The 20292-nt window shown below is 70.9% G+C and carries 11 protein-coding genes; 7 read left to right on the forward strand and 4 right to left on the reverse strand.

The window, feature by feature from the left end; translation table 11 throughout:
• Window positions 1-46: 46 nt before the first annotated feature.
• Window positions 47-667: a translation initiation factor IF-3 gene (gene infC / locus ABD164_RS03370; protein ID WP_344294088.1), complete on the reverse strand. Its 621-nt coding sequence runs from the start codon at window positions 665-667 to the stop codon at window positions 47-49.
• A 346-nt stretch (window positions 668-1013) separates the two neighbouring features.
• Between infC and ABD164_RS03375 the strand changes: the two genes are divergently transcribed.
• The 4 genes from ABD164_RS03375 (at window position 1014) to ABD164_RS03390 (ending at window position 7879) form a co-directional block, all read left to right on the forward strand.
• Window positions 1014-1316, forward strand: coding sequence for a DUF1844 domain-containing protein (locus tag ABD164_RS03375; RefSeq protein WP_344294090.1), 303 nt, complete (start codon window positions 1014-1016; stop codon window positions 1314-1316).
• Between the two features lie 118 nt (window positions 1317-1434).
• Window positions 1435-5013, forward strand: a complete 3579-nt coding sequence (locus tag ABD164_RS03380) for an ATP-binding protein (protein WP_344293440.1) — start codon at window positions 1435-1437, stop codon at window positions 5011-5013.
• Window positions 5003-6394, forward strand: a complete 1392-nt coding sequence (locus tag ABD164_RS03385) for an FAD-binding oxidoreductase (RefSeq protein ID WP_344293441.1) — start codon at window positions 5003-5005, stop codon at window positions 6392-6394. The genes ABD164_RS03380 and ABD164_RS03385 overlap by 11 nt, the downstream gene beginning before the upstream one ends.
• 105 nt (window positions 6395-6499) lie before the next feature.
• Window positions 6500-7879 carry an FAD-binding oxidoreductase gene (locus ABD164_RS03390; RefSeq protein ID WP_344293443.1) on the forward strand — a complete coding sequence of 460 codons (1380 nt, stop codon included), beginning with the start codon at window positions 6500-6502 and terminating at the stop codon, window positions 7877-7879.
• A gap of 74 nt (window positions 7880-7953) precedes the next feature.
• Here the strand turns inward: ABD164_RS03390 and ABD164_RS03395 are convergent, their stop codons facing one another.
• From ABD164_RS03395 to ABD164_RS03405, 3 genes are read right to left on the reverse strand one after another with little or no spacing between them, the layout of a single operon-like run.
• Window positions 7954-8730, reverse strand: coding sequence for a DNA-formamidopyrimidine glycosylase family protein (locus ABD164_RS03395; protein ID WP_344293445.1), 777 nt, complete (start codon window positions 8728-8730; stop codon window positions 7954-7956).
• Window positions 8717-13288 carry an ATP-dependent helicase gene (locus ABD164_RS03400; protein WP_344293448.1) on the reverse strand — a complete coding sequence of 1524 codons (4572 nt, stop codon included), beginning with the start codon at window positions 13286-13288 and terminating at the stop codon, window positions 8717-8719. Before ABD164_RS03400 ends, ABD164_RS03395 begins: the two co-directional genes overlap by 14 nt.
• Before the next feature lie 28 nt (window positions 13289-13316).
• Window positions 13317-14726, reverse strand: a complete 1410-nt coding sequence (locus ABD164_RS03405) for a pyridoxal phosphate-dependent decarboxylase family protein (RefSeq protein ID WP_344293450.1) — start codon at window positions 14724-14726, stop codon at window positions 13317-13319.
• Window positions 14727-14947: 221 nt separating this feature from the next.
• Between ABD164_RS03405 and ABD164_RS03410 the strand changes: the two genes are divergently transcribed.
• The 3 genes from ABD164_RS03410 to ABD164_RS03420 all read left to right on the forward strand — a co-directional run bounded on the left by ABD164_RS03410 (window position 14948) and on the right by ABD164_RS03420 (window position 20285).
• Window positions 14948-16804 (forward strand): Hsp70 family protein, encoded by a 1857-nt coding sequence (locus ABD164_RS03410; RefSeq protein WP_344293451.1) that lies wholly within the window; start codon window positions 14948-14950, stop codon window positions 16802-16804.
• A gap of 75 nt (window positions 16805-16879) precedes the next feature.
• Complete coding sequence (locus ABD164_RS03415) at window positions 16880-19402, forward strand: LuxR C-terminal-related transcriptional regulator (RefSeq protein ID WP_344293453.1); 2523 nt, start codon at window positions 16880-16882, stop codon at window positions 19400-19402.
• A 118-nt stretch (window positions 19403-19520) separates the two neighbouring features.
• Window positions 19521-20285 (forward strand): IniB N-terminal domain-containing protein, encoded by a 765-nt coding sequence (locus ABD164_RS03420; RefSeq protein ID WP_344293455.1) that lies wholly within the window; start codon window positions 19521-19523, stop codon window positions 20283-20285.
• Window positions 20286-20292: the final 7 nt, after the last annotated feature.

The raw sequence follows: 20292 nt of genomic DNA on the forward strand, positions 1-20292 counted from the left end.
CTCCTTGGTTCTGCCGTCACGCGGGTGACGGACGTGGGTGGCTGGTCTAGCCCTCGGTGGGTTCGACCGTCTGCGACTCGGGCGCTGCCGGGGCATCGGCCGCCGGTCGCGCCTTCGCCGCAGCACGCTGTGCGTTCGCCTCGGCCTTGGCCTCGGACTTGTTCTTCAGGGGCGCGATGACCATGACCATGTTGCGGCCGTCGATCGTGGGGTTGTGCTCGACCGTGCCGAACTCCGCCACGTCTTCGGCGAAGCGCTGCAGAAGGCGAACGCCCATCTCGGGGCGCGACTGCTCGCGCCCGCGGAAGAGGATCATCGCCTTGACCTTGTCGCCGGCCTTCAGGAAGCCGACGGCGCGCTTCATCTTGGTCTCGTAGTCGTGCTTGTCGATCTTGAGACGGAACCGCACCTCTTTGAGGATCGTGTTCGCCTGGTTGCGCCGGGCCTCTTTCGCCTTCTGCGCAGCCTCGTACTTGTACTTGCCGTAGTCCATGATCTTGGCGACCGGCGGCTTGGAGTTCGGTGCGACCTCGACGAGATCGAGATCGGCCTCCTGCGCGAGCCGCAGGGCCACCTCGATCTTCACGACGCCGACCTGCTCTCCGCCAGGCCCCACGAGGCGGACCTCGGGAACGCGGATACGGTCGTTGGTACGGGGATCGCTGATGCGTGTTCTCCTCTACTCAGCTGTTTCGCTCTGCCGGGAGGCGGTCGCCGCCCAGCGACGAAAGGAGAAATTCACGCATCCGCGCACGGAATCCCACCGTGCATCTCATGCGGCACCCTGTCTACTCCCGCGTCGTGCGACGTGAGAGCGGAGTGCAATCGACCCGGTAACCTTGATGAAGCGGTATGCGCGGGTGGGAGAATCTCCACTTTCGTACCGGGGTGAAGCCCCGGAGCCCGAAGCAGTCTAACAGAGGAATTCCGTGAGCCATAGTTCAGTCGAGTCCACCGTCGAGGGCGCTCCCGAGGCACAGGCCGGCGATACGGTCGGCGACGCCACCCGCGACATCGCCGAGGTTCCCGCGGTCGAGATCATCACGACCGCGGCCGTGCACCTGATGAGCGCTGCGGCGGTCAAGGTCGGGCTCGCCGACGATCCCGATGAGCAGGTCGACCTCGACGAGGCCCGAAAGCTCATCCACGCCCTCGCGGGTCTCATCACCGCTGGCGCACCCGAGATCAGCGACATGCACGCGCGGTCGCTGCGCGACGGACTGCGATCGCTGCAGCTCGCCTTCCGCGAGGCCTCGGTCATCCCCGACGCGATCGGGCAGGGCCCCGGTGAGAAGTGGACCGGCCCCGTCACCTAGCGAGAACCCGGTCGCCCATGCCCTATCGCAGGCCTCTGGGCGTCGCTATCCTCGACCTAGCAGGACGGGGAGAGAGGTGGACAGGGACGGGAGTCTGCGCCTTCGTGTGTTCGGCGAGTTGACTGCCACCCGTGACGGCGCAGCCTTCGACCTCGGCGGACGGCGCCAGCGCGCCGTGCTCGCAGCCCTCATCGTCATGCGGAACCAACTCGTTCCGCTCGATCGCCTCGCCGCCTGCGTGTGGGGCGATTCCGCACCGGCCAACCCCGCAGGTGCCATCCAAGCGTACGTCAGCCATCTGCGCCGCCGACTCGAGCCCGAGGCGGGCGCACGTCATCGCGACGGGGTGATCGCGAGCACCGGTGCCGGCTACATCCTGCGAATGGAACCTGACGGTGTCGACGCCTGGATGCTGGAGCGGGCCGTGGACGAGGCCGCCGACCTGCCGCCCGCCGACGCCGCGCGCACCCTCGAGGGCGCACTCCAGCTGTGGCGGGGACCACCGTACGCGGAGTACACGAGCGAGCCCTGGGTCGAGGCCGAGATCGTCCGCCTGACCGAACTGCACGCAGTCGCCAGAGAGCGGCTGCTGGCAGCCAGGCTGGCGTTGAAGGACGCCGCGCCGCTGGTCGGCGAACTCGAGGCACTTGTCGCAGAGGATCCGCTTCGCGAGGAACGATGGCGCCTCCTCGTGCTCGCGCTCTACCGCGCCCAGCGACAGGCCGATGCGTTCGACGCCCTTCGCCGTGCACGCGCGACACTCGCCGACGAACTCGGCGTCGACCCTGGACCGGCCCTCCGCCGGCTCGAGGCGGAGGTGCTGGCGCAATCGCCGACCCTGGACCGGCCCACCACGGCCACGACGCCGGAGTGGCCCGACCGCTCGCCGTCACCGGACCACTCGACACCCCCGGTCGACCTCGTCGATCGCGCCACCGAGATGGCCGTGTTGCGCCTGGCGGTCCGCGCGGTTGCCGCCGGCGACTCGGCGTGCGTGCTCATCGAAGGCCCGGCGGGCATCGGCAAGACACGGCTGTTGGCCGAGGCATCGCGCACCGCAGCGACAGAGGGGCTGCGGGTGCTGTCGGCCCGAGGGAGCGCGCTGGAGCAAGCCTTCGGGTTCGGCGTGGTACGGCAGCTCTTCGAGCGAAGTGTGAACGGGGCCGGGCAACGCGATCCGCTGCTGAGTGGCGCAGCGTCCGGGGCGGCGGCGGTCTTCGACGACGTCGGCGACGAGCCCCCGGTTCAGCACGGCAGCTTCGCCGTCCTGCACGCCCTGTACTGGCTGGCTGTCAATACCTCGTCACAGGGCCCAACGGTCATCTGCGTCGACGATGTCCAGTGGTGCGACACGGCCTCGCTCCGGTTCCTCGCGTACCTCGTCAAGCGGCTCGAGGGACTCCCTCTGCTCGTCCTGCTCGCCCGCCGCAGCGACGAGCGGCATCCCGACGACGCCCCCCTCGCCGAGATCGCGGTCGACCCGTCGGTCACCATCCTGCGACCGGCACCGCTGTCCATGGAGGCGGCCGGGCTGCTCGTGCGGGAGCGGCTCGGCGAGGGCGCGGAGGCCTTCGTAGCGGCCTGCCACCGCATGACGTCGGGCAATCCGCTGCTGCTGCGCCAGTTGCTGCGCGCTCTGGAGGACGAGGACGTCCGGCCCGATGTGTCGCACGTGGACACCGTGCGGGCGGTGGGCTCGCGGGCCACGTCGGCATTGGTGACCATGCGGTTGCGCCGGATGCCCGAGGCGGCGACGGCGGCGGCACGCGCGGTGGCCGTGCTCGGCGAGGCGGCCGACCTGCCGACCGTGGCTGCCCTCGCGCAGCTACCAGAGGAACAGGCCGCCGGCGCCCTGGATACCCTGAGCCGGAGTGAGATCCTCACCCACGAACTCCGCCCGGCGTTCGTGCACCCCCTCATCCGCGAGGCCGTTCATGATGCGCTGCCGGCCGCGGAGCGAGCGCTCTTCCACGAGCGCGCCGCGAGCCTTCTCCGCGAGCATGGCGCAACCGATGAGCACGTGGCCGCGCACCTCATGGTCGCGCCGCGACGCGGTGACGGCAGCACCGTGGAGGTGCTTCGCGCCGCCGCACGGACGGCGATGGGGCGCGGTGCGCCGGAGGCGGCGGCGATCATTCTGCAGCGGGCGCTGGAGGAACCGCCGCCGCGCGCGCAACGAGCCGCTGTGCTGGTTGAACTCGGGATGGCCGAGATCCTGGTCGACGGCCGCGCCGGCGTGGCGCACCTCTCCGAGGCGTATGAGCTGCTCGCGGACGAGTGGGAGCGCGCGCGGATCGCCCTGGTGATCGCGCGCACGCATGTCTTCGTCTCGCCCCCCGGGATCGCGACCGAGTTCGCCGCAGCGGCCGCAGCCGCCCTTCCGCCAGGGCTCGACGATGAGAGACAGGGTCTGCTCGCCCTTCGCCGCATCACCGGATTCATGCACGGTCTCCCGGAAGCGGGATACCGCGCGGGCCCGGAGCCGGAGGTGTCCGGGGACGGCGACGGAGCGCGGATGCTCGCGGCCGTACTCGGCTACGAGCGCCTGCGGGACGGCGTGGACCGCGACCGGGCCGTCGAGCTGTGCCGCTTCGCCCTGGTGGGCGATCGGCTGCTCGCCGTTGACTACGGGTTGCTCTGGATCGTGGCGGCTGCCGTGCTGCTGCTGGCCGATGAGGACCTCGGCGACTTCTGGGACCGAGCGATGGCCCGCGCGCATGCGAACGGCGGACTGTTCACCGCACTGTCGGTCAACCTGTGGCGGGGGTACATGCAGTGGCGTTACGGCCGGCTCGACGATGCGCTCCAGTCGCTCGAAGATGCCACCGAGCAGCAGAACATGTGGGGCATCTCCGATGCCACGGCAACGTACGCGGCCGCCTTCACCTTGGGCGTGATGGTCGACCGAGGTGACCTGCGGGCAGCGGAGGAGGGTCTGGAAGCCGCTCGCGGGCTGCCGTGGGTCGGCGAGGGCGGCCGGCTGCTGCACGATGCCGCGGCGCGGCTGTTCCTCGAGCAGAATCGACCGACGGCAGCCCTCGACGAACTCGCCTCCGCGGGGATTCCCGAGGTCGTCAACCCCGCGTGGGCTCCCTGGCGGGGCCTGAAGGCCCGCGCACTCGCCGCCCTCGGCCGAGTCGATGAAGCCGCCCTGCTCCTCGACGAGGAGGTGGCCATCCTGCGTCGATGGGGAGCACCGTCGGCGCTCGGGTCGTCCCTTCGACTGCGCGGCGAACTCCGCGGCCCCGACGGAACGGCGGACCTGCGTGAGGCGGTCGAGTTGCTCGCCGGGTCGCGATCCGTGTTGGAAGCGGCGCGCGCGCGGCTGGAGCTCGTTCGGTCGCCGCACGTCGGCGACGCCGAGGCCGTTCGACTGCTCGAGTCAGCGTTGGACGGAGCCCGCGCCTGTGGAGCTCGCTCCCTGGTTCGGGACGTGGTCGCGGCATTGTCACGCCTCGGCCGGGAGGTCGACGCGGCCGACGCGCCCGAGGGACTCACGAGCCGTCAGCGACGGGTGGCGGCCCTCTTCGCGGCCGGGCTGGATGTGGACGAGATCGCACAGCGACTGTTCCTCGCCCGCGGAAGCGTGCTCGCCGTGCTCGAGTCCACCACCGGCGTCGCAACTGATTCAAGTCGGACTCAAGTGGGCGATGCAAGCCTCGAACGCACCGATCGTAGGAATCCGCATGAACACTGAACGCGCACCGATCACCGATTCGAGAGCCGATGTTCTGCGTGGACTGTGCGGCGGGGCCGTGCACCTGCCCGGAGACGCCGCATTCGACGAGGCCAGGATGCCGTGGAACCTGCAGGTCGACGCGAGGCCGACCGCGGTGGCCTACCCGGCCTTTCCGTCCGAGGTGGCGGACGTGATCCGTGCGGCGGCCTCGGTCGGCCTCAGGATCGCTCCGCAGGGGACGGGTCACGGCGCACCCCCGCTGGCCGGGCGGCTCGAGGACGCCGTGCTGCTGCGAACCTCGGCCATGACGGACCTGAACATCGATGCCGGTCGTCGCACTGCACGCGTCGGCGCGGGCATTCGCTGGGGCGACGTTGTCGAGCGAGCCGGCCGGGCGAACCTCGCCGCCCGGCACACCACGAGCCCGGGCGTGGGCGTCGTCGGCTCCTCGCTCGGTGGCGGCCTGAGCTGGTACGCGCGAATCGGCGGCCTGCAGTGCAGCGCGCTCACGGCCGTGGAGATCGTCTTGGCCGACGGCACGTTCGTGCGCGCAACCGACCATCAGGACTCCGATCTCCTGTGGGCCGCACGCGGCGGAGGCGGCGGCTTCGGCGTCGTCACCGCGCTCGAGTTCGACCTCTTGCCGGTGCGCCGGGTCACCGCGGGAATGCTCGCCTGGGACTGGAAGCACTCGCATCGCGTGCTCGCAGCCTGGGCCGAGTTCGCCGAGAGCGCGCCGGAGTCCGTCACGACCATCGCACGGCTCCTCCAAGCACCCGACGCGTCGTGGCTGCCCACCGACGTGCGCAACCGGCGTCTCGTGGTCGTTGACGCGGTCATCTCCGGCGATCCCACCGGGGCCGAGCGCACCCTCGCGCTGCTACGAGCGCTGCGACCCGAGCTGGACACGTTCGCAGAGGTTCCGGCCGCGACCGCTGCACGCCTGCACCTCGACCCCGAGGCGCCCACCGCCGTGTATGCCAACAGCGTCATCGTCGACGCGTTTCCCGTCGATGCGGTGGATGCGCTCATCGCAGCTGCCGGCCCGGGATCGGGCTCCGAGCTGATGTTCGTCGAGCTTCGTCAGCTCGGTGGCGCATTGTCCCGGCCCGCCCCTCGGCCAGGAGCCCTCGATCGCATGGACGGCTCGGTGCTGGTTCTCTGCGTCGGGAACGACACGGGCGAGGGTTGGTCGGCGGTGCGTGCGCAGGTCGCCCGAGTGACAGCCGCCCTTCAGCCGTGGGCGCGTGGTTCGACCTACCTGTTGATGGCGGATGAACGGGCGGATGCCAGGAGCGGCTGGCCCGCAGCATCGCTGGAGCGCCTTGTCGACCTGCGGACAGCGGTCGACCCGAATGGGATGTTCGTGACGCCGCACCCGACGGCCGGTCAGGTCTGATCCGTCGGCTCAAGTCGAGCCCAAGGGCGTCTCAAGAGCCTCCTCCGATGATGGTCCCGATCATCACCCATGCGTGCTGCCGAGCACCACTTTCCCGGAGGAATCATGACCATCGTCGAAACCCGCACCGACCTCTCCACGCCGAAGGCGCCCTTCCACGAGCTCGACCGTCGCACGACAGGCAGGGTCGCCTGCCCCGGCGACGCCGACTACGACGCGCTCGTCTCGCCGTGGAACCTCGCCGTTCCGGTGCGACCGGCCGCCGTCGTGGCCGCTCACACGGCACAGGATGTGGTCGAGGCCGTTCGTTTCGCCTCCCGATACGGAATGCACATCACCCCGCAGGCAACGGGGCACGGCCCGATCGCCGACCTGGTCACCGAGCTGCTCGTCGTCACGAAGGGCCTCGACGAATGCGTCATCCACCCCGAGGGTTGGGCACGCGTCGGTGCCGGCGTGAAGTGGCTCCGTGTCGTGGAGGCGGCCGCACCCTACGGCCTCGCCCCCCTGTCGGGCTCGATCACCGATGTCGGCATCGTCGGATACACCACCGGCGGCGGCCTTGGTCCGATGGCCCGCACCTACGGCCTGGCGATCGATATGGTTCGAGCGATCGAAGTCGTCACCGGCGACGGCGTGCTGCGACGGGCGACTCCCACCGAGCACCCCGAGCTCTTCTTCGCCCTGCGTGGCGCGAAGGGAATGCTGGGCATCGTTACGGCCATCGAGTTCGACCTGGTACACCAACCCACCTTCTACGGCGGCTCGCTCTGGTTCGACGGCAGCGACGCGGCGACGGTCATCGAGCGGTGGCGCCACTGGTCCGATCAGCTGCCCGAGCTCGGTACGACCTCGATCGCCCTCTTCCAGCTCCCAGCGATGCCCGATGTTCCACCGGCACTCGCCGGCCGGCTCACGCTCTCGGTGCGTTACGTGTGGACCGGGGATGCCGCTGAAGGGGAACGCCGGTTCGCCGAGATCCGCGAGTCCGCGCCGGTCGTCCTCGACGACGTGGCGCAGAAGCCCTACACCGCCATCGACTCCGTGCACACCGACCCGCTGGACCCGATGCCGGTCTACGAGGCCGCCGAGGTGCTCTCCGAGTTTCCGGCGAAGGCCGTCGACGCCCTGCTCGCGATGACCGGGCCGGACTCAGGTTCGCCGCAGGTGCTGGTGGAGGTACGCCAGATGGGCGGCGCGTTCGCACGCGGAGGCCGACACGAGAGCGCATTCTGCTCGCGCGATGCGGCGTACTCCCTACTGGTCGTCGGCATCGCCGGCACCCCTGGAGGAGAGCCCCACGCCGCGGCGATCTTAGACGCCATGGCGCCATGGACGGGCGGTCAACGGCTGCCGAACTTCACGTTCACACCCGAGGAGTACGCCGACGCCTACGATGAGGCGACTCTGGCGCGACTGCGCAAGACGATCCGCACGTACGATCCGCTCGGTGTGATGGCCATCGGCCGGGTGCTGGCCCACTGATGCATCGGGGCCGCGAGCCGCCTCGGGCTGCACACGACTGCGTGTCGCGGTGCAGCCCGTCTGGTGCGGCCGGGTCACCGCTGGCAGCTCGGGCACCACCAGAACTCTCGCTGCTCGAGTTCATTGCGTCCGAGGCTGCCCTGCATGATGAGCGTGCCGCATCGCCGGCATGGCTCGCCGCCGCGCCGATAGACCCAGAGTTGGCGCCCGCGATGCGTGTCGCCGGTGGTGGTGCGCACGGCTCGATCTCGATTGGCACGGATGACCCGGGCCGCGAGCCGCACGAGCGGCTCGAGCTCGAGCTCGGCGACCGGCCTCGCCGGCAGGACGCCCCTGAGGAAGCACAGCTCGTTGACGTAGACGTTTCCGAGTCCGGCGAGGTTGCGCTGGTCGCCGAGTGCGACCGCGATCGAGACGTCTGGTGCCGTGGCGATGCGGCGCACCGCCTCGTCGGCGTCCCAGTCGGGGCCGAGGAGGTCTGGGCCGAGATGGTCGAGCCGAGCCTGCTCTTCAGCGGCCGGGAACGCCTCGAGGGTGCCGAGGTCGAAGCCGACCGCTGTGACGCCCGGCACCTCGATGATCGCGCGCGCCTGCCACTCGGGCCGCCGCCAGCGCTCGCCCGCGGGGTACAGCCGCCACTCCCCCTCTATCTTGAGATGCGAGTGCACCACCCGGTCGCCGATGCGCATGAGCAGGTGCTTGCCGCGGCTCGCGACCGAATCGAACCGTTCGCCGGCGAGTTCGACGGTGGCGATGGCGGGCACGCGGAAGTCGGTGCGCGTGACGACTCGCCCCGACAGCGCCGCGTCGAGCGCACGCGCCAGGCGGAAGACGGTGTCACCCTCGGGCATCGAAGCGGAGCCCCCTCGGCGTCTCGCGGAAACCGGCGTCGCGCAGCGGCCGGTCGAGCACGGAGCCGAAGACCGGTGCACCGTTGACCGACTCGACGCGCATGCGCTCGGAACGCCCCCGAGCGAGCGTGGCAGCGAGCGCGGCGGCTGCAGCGGTGAGCATTTCGGCATCGCCGGTGAAGACGAGCGCCGTGCGGCCACCGCGCTCGAGGTAGAGCGCCGCCTCGCCGTCGACGATCGCGACGAACGCCCCCGACTTGCGTGCCGGCCGGTGGGCGACGTCGGCGATGGGGTCGGGCCACTCGAGCGCGGCGCCGAACGGGTTCGCGGGGTCGGTCGCGGCGAGGGCGATCGTCTGGCCGTGCGGCGCGGCGCGAAGACGGTCGACGGCCGCGCTCGTCGCGAACTGCGCGCCGCCCTGGCCGTCGATGAAGTACCCGCGTCGTACCCGCCCTGAGTCCTCGAAGCCCGACAGCGTGCGGTAGGCCAGCGCGAACCCGCCGACCAGGCCCTCGGCGACGACCGATCCGCGCGTGACGACGCCGTAGCGCTCGAGCAGGGTCTCGCCGAGCGCGTGCGCACGCGGCGTCGCCGAGGTGCTCGCGAGTGGAAGCACCGACCACCTGCCGGCAGCACGTGGCGGGTTCGCACGTGCCCGAGCGGTGCGGTCGGCCTGCATGCTCGCGGCGATCGACCGGCGCGAGAGCGACCCCGCCCGGAGGCGCGCCCGCGGCGTCGGTGCGGACGTGCGATGCGCACCGCCGCCGGTGAGCAGTCCGCGCACCGGGGCGAATGTGTCGTTCGTCACGAGTCCGGCCCAGACGAGCCGCCAAAGGGCATCGACGAGTGCCCGGTCGTCGTCGGCCCCGACCGCATCGGCCAACTGCCGGAAGAAGAACCCGCCGCCGCTGCCGAGCACCGCGATGAGCTCGGACTCGAGGGCAGCGAGCGGTGTCTCAGACGGCGGTGGCAACGTCAACTCGGCGCTCTCGGCCAAGTGCAGGCTGATCCAGCCGTCGTCGCCGGCGAGCGAACCGGAGCCCGACCACAGCACCTCGCCCGATGCGGTGAGCTCGTCGAGCATCGCCGGCCGGTAGTCGGCGACGCGCGCCGGCAGCACATAGGCCTCCCACGCGGACGCGGGAATGCGCGCGCCCTCGAGTTGCTCGATGACCGCAGCAACCCCGTCGACCCCGCCCAGCCGCCCGCCGACCTGCTGCCAGCCGGGCAGGAAACGCGCGAACTCGCGCGGCTCGACGGGCTCGATCTCGTCGCGGAGCGCCGCGAGCGAACGACGGCGGATGCGTCGGAGCACTCCGCTGTCGCACCACTCGAGCCCGGAGCCGTGCGGCAGGAACTCTCCTTCGACCACGCGGCGTTCTGCCCCGAGCCGGCCGAGCGCGACGGATGCCACGACCTGGCCGATGCCGAACCGCCGGGCGACATCGTGCACGGTGAACGGCCCGTGCGTGCGGGCGAAGCGCGCGACGAGGTCGCCGAGCGGGTCGCGCACGGGCTCGCCGAAGACCTCGGGCAGCCCCGGGGGTATCGGCACGCCGAGCGCGTCGCGCAGCCGGCTGAGGTCTTCGACCGACGCGAACCACTGCTCGCCGGCGAATCGCACCTCGGCTGCGCGGCGCGCACGTACGAGTTCGGCGAGCGCGGCTCGCGCGTCGGTCTCGGGGTCGACGCGCGCCGCCACCTCGTCGCTCGTGAGCGGGCCGAGATCGCTGAGCAGGTCGGCGACGCCCTCGACGCCGCGGGCGGCTCGTTCGGGATCGATGCGCTGGAGCATCCGTTCGATCTCGACGACGACGTCGGGATCGAGCAGTTCACGCAGCTCGACCGTGCCGAGCAGCTCGGCGAGCAACGCCGGGTCGAGCGACAGGGCTGCGGCCCGGCGCTCGGCGAGTGGCGCGTCGCCTTCGTACATGAACGCACCGACGTACCCGAAGAGCAGGCTCGACGCGAACGGGCTCGGGGACTCGGTGGTCACCTCGACGAAGCGCAGCTCGCGCCGCTCGATGCGCTCGGCGAGCTGAGTGAGCGCGGGCAGGTCGTAGACGTCTTGCAGGCACTCGCGCACCGCCTCGAGCACGATCGGGAATTCGGGGAAGTCGCGCGCGACCTCGAGCAGCTGCGACGCACGCTGGCGCTGCTGCCAGAGCGGCGATCGCTTTCCCGGATTCGTGCGCGGCAGGATCAGCGCGCGAGCGGCGCACTCACGGAATCGCGCAGCGAAAAGCGCGGAGCCCCCGACGTGCTCGGTGACGAGTTGCGCGAGCTCGGCCGGCTCGAACGCGAAGAGTTCGGCACCGGGTGGATCGTCGCCGGTGTCGGGCATGCGCAGCACGATGCCGTCATCGCTCGCGACGGCGTTCGCGTCGACCCCCGACTGCTCGCGCACGCGGGCGCCCGCGGCGAGCGCCCACGGTGCGTGGACGCGCATGCCGTAGGGCGAGTGCAGCACGATGCGCCAGTCGCCGAGTTCGTCGCGGAAGCGCTCGACGACGAGGTTCGTCGCGTCGGGGACGACCCGGGTCGCGGTGCGCTGGTCGTCGATGAAGGCGACGAGGTTGGCGGCGGCCTTCTCGTCGAGTCCCGACGCCTGGCTGCGGGCCAGGGCGTCGACCCGGGTCGCGCTCGCGAGCTCGGCGATGAACCCCCCGATCGCGGCGCCGAGCTCGGCGGGGCGGCCGATGCCGTCGCCCTTCCAGAACGGCAGCCGACCCGGCTCGCCGAACGCGGGGGCGACGAGCACCCGGTCGTGGGTGATCTCTTGGATGCGCCAGCTGGTCGCCCCGAGCGCGAACACGTCGCCGACCCGCGACTCGTATACCATCTCTTCATCGAGCTCGCCGACGCGGCGGCCGGGACCCGCCTCGCCCACCATGAACACGCCGAACAGTCCGCGATCGGGAATCGTTCCGCCGCTGGTCACCGCGAGCCGTTGCGCGCCGCGCCGGCCGACGATCGTGCCGGCGTCGCGATCCCACACGAGGCGAGCCCGCAACTCGCCGAATCGATCGGACGGGTAGCGGCCCGCGAGCAGGTCGAGGGTCGCATCGAACGCCGAACGCGGCAACGTCGCGAACGGCGCCGCCCGGCGCACGAGCTCGAACCACGCCTCGACGTCCCATTCGTCGAGCGCTGCGGCGGCGATGGTCTGCTGGGCGAGCACGTCGAGCGGGTTCGCGGGGATGCGCAACGACTCGATCGCGCCCCCGAGCATGCGCTCGACGACGACGGCGGAATGCAGCACGTCGGCCCGGTGCTTGGGGAAGATCACGCCCTTCGACACCTCGCCCACCTGGTGCCCCGCGCGGCCGATGCGCTGCAGCCCGCTCGCGACCGACGGTGGCGCCTCGACCTGCATGACGAGGTCGACCGCACCCATGTCGATGCCGAGCTCGAGGCTCGACGTCGCGACGACGCAGCGCAGCCGGCCCGACTTCAGGTCGGCCTCGACGAGCGCACGCTCTTCTTTGCTGACCGAACCGTGGTGCGAGCGTGCCAGCACCGGCAGGGCGCCCGCGGTGATGCCCGACGCGCCGGGCAGCTCGGCCGGTGAACGCCGCGCGGGCAGCGGGCTCTCGGCCGGGCCGTCGGGCGGCAGGAACCCGTCGCCGGCCGGCACCGCGACGGGCTCGGGCTCGGGCTCGGCCTGCCGCTCGGCCCAGAGCTCGTTGAGGCGCGCCGTGAGACGCTCGGCGAGCCGGCGGGAGTTCGCGAACACGATCGTCGACCGGTGCTCGAGCACCTCGTCGAGGATCGCCTCTTCGACGTGCGGCCACACCGAACCCGCCCCGGTCTCGCCGGCGAGGTCGGACAGGTCGTCGACCGGCACGGTGACCCGCAGGTCGAACCTCTTGCCCGACGGCGGCGCGACGATCGACACCGGGCGAACGCCGCACAGGAACCGGGCGACCTCGTCGTGCGGGCGCACGGTCGCCGACAACCCGATGCGCTGCGCCGGCCGCACGGTGAGCTCGTCGAGCCGCTCGAGCGAAAGTGCGAGGTGCGAGCCGCGCTTCGTGCCCGCGAGCGCGTGGATCTCGTCGACGATGACCGTCTCGACGCCGCGCAGGGTCTCGCGCGCCGCCGAGGTGAGCATGAGGAACAGCGACTCAGGAGTCGTGATGAGGATCTCGGGCGGGTGAGTGACCAGCCTGCGCCGTTCGGCCGGCAACGTGTCGCCCGACCGAACCCCGACCGACACCTCGGGCACCTCGATGCCGAGCGCGACCGCGGTTCGTGCGATGCCCACGAGCGGCGCGCGCAGGTTTCGCTCGACGTCGACACCGAGTGCCTTCAGCGGCGACAGGTAGACCACCTTCGTTCCGGCGGTCGCCGCATCGGCACCTGCATGGTGCAACCGGTCGATCGCCCAGAGGAACGCCGAAAGCGTCTTGCCCGAGCCCGTGGGAGCGACGACGAGCGAGTGATCGCCACGCGCGATCGCCTGCCACGCGCCCTGTTGCACCACCGTGGGCGCTGAGAACGACTCGGTGAACCACGCCCTGGTCGCGGGCGAGAACTCGGCGAGTGCGTCGGTCATGCGCTGGCTTCACGCGTCATGTGCCCATTCAAGCGGATGCCACCGACGCCCGGGCGCGGGTCACCGCCTCGATCGTGCGGCGCACCTGTGCGGCATCCGTGCCCCAGTTGCTGACCGAGAACCGCACCACCGTGCGGTCGTGCCAGCGCGACGTCATCGCGAGCACTTCGCCGTCGCTCCACAGGCGTTCGCTGAGCGCCTGGGTCTGCGCGTCGTCGGCCAGGGCGATGCACACCTGCGTGAACGCGATGTCGTTGAGCACCTCGACGCCGGGCAGCGCGCCGACGCCGTCGGCGATGCCTCGCGCAGCGTCGGCGAGCCCGTCGACCAGGCGCGCGACGCCGTTGCGCCCCAGCGATCGCAGCACCGCCCAGGTTGGGATACCGCGCGCCCGACGCGAGAGCTCCGGCACCCTGTCTTGCGGATCGGAACCGACATCGGTCACCTGCAGGTAGCTCGCCTGCAGGCTGAGCGCCCGGTGCATCGCCGCAGCGTCGCGCGCGATCGCGATGCCGCAGTCGTAGGGAACGTTGAGCGTCTTGTGGGCGTCGGTCGACCACGAGTCGGCGTCTGCCATGCCCGCCGTCAGGTGGCGCAGCGACGGCGACGCTGCGGCCCACAGGCCGAACGCCCCGTCGACGTGCACCCATGCCCCCGCATCGTGGGCGACCGCGATCGCGGCGGCGAAATCGTCGAACGCGCCCGAGTGGATGTTGCCGGCCTGCAACAGCACGATCGCGGGCCCCTCACCTGCCGCGAGGGTCGTGCGCAGGTCGTCGACGCGGATTCGCCCCTGCTCGTCCGAGGGCACGATCGTCGGCGAGCCGAGACCGAGGTACCGGCCGGCGAGGTCTACGGTGCCATGGCGCTCTTCACCGACGATGAAGCGGATGCGTGGTGCGGCGGCCATCCCCGCCGTCTCGACGTCCCAGCCGAGACGTTGCAGCACCTCGTCACGTGCCGCGGCCAGGCACGTGAACTGGGCCATCGTGGCTCCGGTGGTGAATCCGACCTCGCTGCCGGCGGGAAGGCCGAGCAGGTCGAGCAGCCACTCCCCCGCGATGTCCTCGGCGGCGACGGCACCGGGCGTGATCGTGCGCAGCCCGGTGTTCTGGTCCCATGCCGAGGCGAGCCAGTCGGCTGCGAGCGCGACGGGCTGCGTGCCGCCGATGACCCAGCCGTAGAAGCGCGGCGAGCCGATGGCGCTCAGCGCGGGCTCGGCCGCCGTCGCGAGGTGCTCGATCACCTCGACGGGCGACTCGCCGTCGTCGGAGAGGATGCCGCCGAGCCGATCCGCCACCTCGCGCGGACCGATGCGCGGCGGGATCGGGCGTTCGTTCACCCCTGACAGCCACGCGCGAGCGTGCTCGCTCGCACGCTCGAGCACCTCGTCGTAGCGGGCTCCCCAGCCCGGCTGGCCATCGGATCGGTCGACCATGACGCACCTGATTCCGCGCATCGAGCACGCGCCTCCGATTCTTCTCCGGCGGCCGCATCCGGTCAATCTTCGCCGCAGGTGCTCGCCCTGTACGCCCGTGCTCGGCGCCGGCGTACCCCCCTTACGGGGCTCTACTGATCCCCCTCGCAACGGTCTAGCGTGGGCGATGTCCATACCTATTGGGGGCGATAGTGTTGGCACCCTTCGGCAATCCTGCGTACGTGCTTGCCATCGACATCGGAACAAGCCGAATCGCGGCGGCGACGGCTCGAGTCGAACAGAACGGAAGCATCACCACCGCGCCGTTCACGCTCGGGCGCAAGGCCGACGCCATCGCGACCGTCGTCTTCGTCACCGACGACGGTGAACTGTTGTTCGGCGATGCCGCTGAGCGGCGCGGCCTCGTGCGACCCGAGCGGCTCGTGCGTGAGTTCAAGCGCAACATCGGCGACGACGTCCCCCTCGTGGTCGGCGGCCGCTCGCTTGCTGCCGAAGAGCTGTACGCGCAAACCTTCGCGTGGATCGTCGATACCGTCACCGAGCGCGAGGGATCCCGCCCCGAGGCGATCTCGCTCACGCATCCCACGGCATGGGGTCCGCATCGCCTCGGCCTGATCCAGGCCGCGCTTCGCCGTCTCGGCATCGACGACGTGCGCATGGTCGCCGAACCCGAGGCCGCCGCGCGCCAGTACGAGGCCGCGCACCCGATCGACGTGGGTGCGTCGCTCGCGGTGTACGACCTGGGCGGCGGCACGTTCGACGCCGTCGTGCTGCGAAAAGATGCGGACTCGGGCTCCGGCTCGCCCTCGGATTTCACGGTTGTCGGCGATCCGATGGGGTTGGGAGATCTGGGTGGGGCCGATTTCGACGATGCCGTCTTCCGGCACGTCATCGCGACGTCCGGCCTGGAGGTGTCGTCACTGTCGGTCGACGATCCCGATACCCGCCTGGCACTCTCGCAACTGCGCCGAGAGTGCATCGATGCGAAGGAAGCGCTTTCGTTCGACTCGGATGCCACGATTCCTGTCGTGATGCCGTCGAGCCGGTCGAGTGTGCGCCTCACGCGCTCCGAGTTCGAGCACATGATCGACCGAGAGCTCGACAAGACGCTGGACGCACTCGAGAACGCGATCGACTCCGCCGGACTCACCCCCGATCGGCTCGAAGCGATCCTGCTCATCGGCGGATCGTCGCGGATCCCACTCGTTGCGCAGCGACTCTCGGATCGCTTCGACCGCCCTCTGGCGATCGACGCCGACCCCAAGGCCGCGATCGCCCTGGGTGCGGCGCGGTTCGCACTTGTGCAGCTGGTCGAACGCAGGCTCGCCGAGGCGCCGGCCGCACTGGCGCCGTTCGACCCCGCGGTCGCGGGCGCCGCGGTCGCGACGGAAGCACTGGGCACCCCGGGCGACCTCGTTCTCGCGAAAGGCCTCAGTGGCCTCGCCGCGGTGGGTCGCACGCGGACCCGCGCCAAGCACGGATCTCCGTTCGTGCTGGCGGGCGCTGTCGCCGTGATCGCCGGAGCCATCATCTTCACCGGCACGATTGCCGCCGGTTCACGGCTGAGCGACGAGGACTCCGACCCCAGCAGCGTGCCACGTGCGTGGGACTCGCCCGGAACAGGGCTGTCCCGCCCGGCCGACCGGCTGGCGAATGCGCTGGGCGCGGGCGCGGGCGCGGGCGCGCCACCGCGGGCCGCGCCTGTCGTCGATTCGAAGCAGATCGATCGGACCGACGACGCGAGCGAAGCCCCGCTTCAGAGCTCTCTGTTCCATGACACGGCCGAGGAGTCGTCTGCTGCGCCGCGCCCGGTGTCGCCGCGCAACTCCTCGCCGGTCGCATCGAACCCTTCGCCGCAGCAGGCCGACCAGCCCGTCGACCCGTCGACCCCACCGACCACAGACCCGAGCCCCGAGCCCACGACCCCGCCCTCCTCAGAACCCACGACAGAACCCACCACCGAACCCACCACAGAACCCACCACCGAACCCACCACAGAACCCACCACCGAACCCAGCCCACCACCCCCCGACCCCACCACCCCACCGCCCGACCCCGCACCGACGACGCAGCCCTGATCCGCCATGACTGTGATGCAGGTGTCGCGCACCCCTCCACGTGGAACCGTGCAGTCGTTCGTCTGGGAGCGCCAGATGCGGCCAGCCGTGGACGCCATCACCGCGCCGGGCGTGGGGCCGACTCGGGCGATGGTCGTGGGCAATGCCGGCTCCGGCAAGTCGACCGTACTGCGGCATCTGCACTGGAGGCTCGTCGAAGACGACCGCGAGGCGAGCCTGCTGGCCGGCGGCGAGATGGACGTCGCGAGCGTCCCCCGTTCGCATGTGCTGCTCGTCGACGACCTGCACCTGTTGGACGCCCGGCAGCTGGAGGACGTCCGCATCCGATCGGATGATCCTGACAGTGCGCTCGTCGTGACCAGTCGCCCGTGGCCGTTGTCGGATGCCCTGACCACGATTGCGCGACAGCTCGAACGGACACGGCCGGCGATCGTCCTCGGCCACATCTCACGGTCGGACATCCTCACGTACCTGAAGAGTCGCGAGCAGCTGATCCCGAGCACCTGCGTCGACCACATCCTCTCGGCGACCGGCGGCGTGTCCTGGCTGGTTTCCGAGGCCTTGATGGCGCACGACGAACGCGACTGCCTCGACGATGACGCGCACGGCGAGCTCGCCCGCGTGCTCGAGGAGCGCATCGCACACCGGCTCGACACCCTCGACTCCGACCTCCGCCGCACGATCGAGGTGCTCTGCGTGGCAGGCGGCGACGCTCGGCGTCTGCTCGGAACGCCCGAACACAGCGACGACGGCATCATGCAGGGCTATGCCGAGGGACTCCTGATGCGCAATGGCCAGCCGGTGCCGCTCGTTCGCTCCACCGTCCGGGCGACGATCCCCGTGCACCGCCTGATCGATGTGAGCAGCGGACTGGCGGAGGTCATCGCGCGCGCCGCCGAGACCGGGGATCCCGGCGATCACGCGTGGGCGCGAGTGGTCCGCGATCCCGAGGTCGGTGCCGCGCTCGTGCGGCACGGCGACGGGTTGTTGGCGTCGCACCCCCGGCGCGCGACCGAACTGTATCGCGCTGCGATCGACTCCGGCGTCGACCCGGCGACGGTCACCGCTCGCCGGGCACAGGCAGCGTGGGCCGTGAACGACCTCGACACCGCCGGCGCACTCATCGATGCGGCGCCGCACGCTGCGCGCGAGATCGACGGCGATCGGCTGGCGGATGTCGCGGCCGCCACCTGGGCGTCCCGGGGAATGCAGGAACAGAGCGCCGCGGTGTACCGGGCCGCTCCCCCCGACAGCCCCGAATCGACAGTACGTGCGATGATCGCCGAGTTCGGCGTGGGCGCGCTCGGCGACGCCGAGACTGGCGCCCGGGAGGTCGTCACGGAACACGCCGGAGCGCCGTCCGCACTCGGTGTGTCGATGCAGCTGCTGCGCCGCGGGCTCGCCGCATCGGTCGCCGCCGAGGGCTCACCGACCATGCTCGCCGACCTGGTGCGCGCCTCGGAGATGTATACGTCGTCACACACCTCGTCGGCGATTCCCGAGTTGCCGGCCGTGATCGCGGCAACGGTTGCCGTCAACCTCGGCGACCTCGCCACCGCGGATTCGGTGATCGACGATGCGATCTCCGGCGGGCACGGCGGCGATTGGGCGCGGGCGCGCCTGCTGCTCTGGCGCGCCTGGATCGCAGTGCAACGGGCCTGGCCCGCCGAAGCGCGCGAGTCGCTGACCCGTGCGCAGGAGTGCGCACCGACGCCGTGCCCACGCGACGCCCTGCTCGCCTGCGCGGTCCAGGTCGCCATCGCACGCCGATACGAGGATGCAGCTGGACTGCAGGCCGCGTGGCGTCAGGCGCGACCGAGCGTCCTGCGAACCGAGATCGACCTGTACCTTCTGCTCCCGCTGGCGGAACTGGTGTGCTCGGCGGCCAAGGTGGGCGACACCGACCATATCGCGCCCCACTTCGCCCGCGGACTCGAGATCGTCGATACGCTCGGATCTCCCGCGCTCTGGTCGGCGCAGTTGCGCTGGGCGGGCATCCAGCAGGGCATCCTGCTGAGCCGGCCCGAAGACCTCGCGCCGCATGCACACGCGCTCGTCTCGGCGGCCCCGACGAGCCGCGTCGCCGCGATCATGGCCAGGGCCGGCCGAGTGTGGACGTCGGTGCTCGCCGGTTCGGTGGACGCCGACGCCGTCGAGGCCGCCGCACGGGGCTTGGCCACTGTGGGGCTCGCGTGGGATGCGGCCCGACTCGCCGGCCACGGCGCCGGTCGCACGTCCGATCGCAAGGTCGCCGCTCGACTGCTGGCCTGCGCCCGCGAGCTGCATCCCAACGACGCCACACGCCGGCCCGCGGCATCCGGAACCGAGACCTCGCCGGCTCCGGCGACCGAGGTGCTGAGCGAACGCGAGCTCGAGGTCGCCAAGCTCGTGCTGCAGGGCAAGACGTACGCCGAGATCGGCGAGATCATCTTCATCTCGCCGCGCACGGCGGAGCACCACATCGCTCACATCCGTCGTCGGCTGGGCGCATCGTCCCGTTCCGAAGTGATCGCCAAGCTGCGCCTGCTGATCGAGGAGTCCGCGTCAGTGGAGGACGTCGTGCCCACTCGTGGCGGGCACACCGCCGGACCCCCGTAGGGACCCCGTGCGGTATCGGGCTTACCCCCGATGCCGCCCGACGTGCATCTTCATAGCCTTGAACCGAGAACTTGTGCGCGCGTAGACCGTGCGCGTCAACCGTTGAGGGAGCCGATCCATGAACACACCGGTGGCGACGATCGCCGACGCACTGATCGCGTTCATCCTGAGCCTTCTTCGCGACCCCGACGCGGTCGAGGAGTTCAACGCGACTCCACAGGCCATGTTGGCGAGCAACGGCTTGGAAGGAGCCTGCGCAGCAGACGTGAGGGCGGTCGCCCCGGTGATCATCGACCACCCGGATGTGGCCCCGAAACCCGACCAGCCCGTCTACCCGCCTGAGCCGCCGGACGAGGTGGTCAAGGAGATCAGCCGCATCATCAACCAGTTCACGACGATCGACAACCGGGCCACGGTCATCGATCAGTCGACCAACCAGAACATCTGGGCCGAGGGCGACGTGACGCAGATCTTCGATCAGGAGGCCGTCGTTGCCGTGGGCGACGACTCTGTCGCTGCGGGCGACGACGCAGCCGTCGACAATTCCGAGAACGAGGTCACCATGGGCGATGTCGCGGTGGGCAACACCACCGGCTCGCACAACACGACCACGACCGGCACGCCGCCAGACGAGACTGCGGCCGTTGCGCCGGCCGACCCTGCCGTCAGCGCAGACGCACCTGCAGCGGACGAGACCGCCGGGGCGGTCACCACCGCGACCGACGCGGCCACCACGGCAGCGGATGACGCGGCCACCGTATCGGCGGAGGAGCCTGACGCCCTGATGACCGACCTCACGGCGACGGATTCGTATGACGCGGGCGAAACCCTCACCGCGCCCGAGCCGGAACCGTATCCGGAAGAGCCGGCCGAGGAGCAATAGACTGGCC

Source organism: Agromyces neolithicus (assembly GCF_039529735.1).
GTDB classification, from domain to species: Bacteria; Actinomycetota; Actinomycetes; order Actinomycetales; family Microbacteriaceae; genus Agromyces; species Agromyces neolithicus.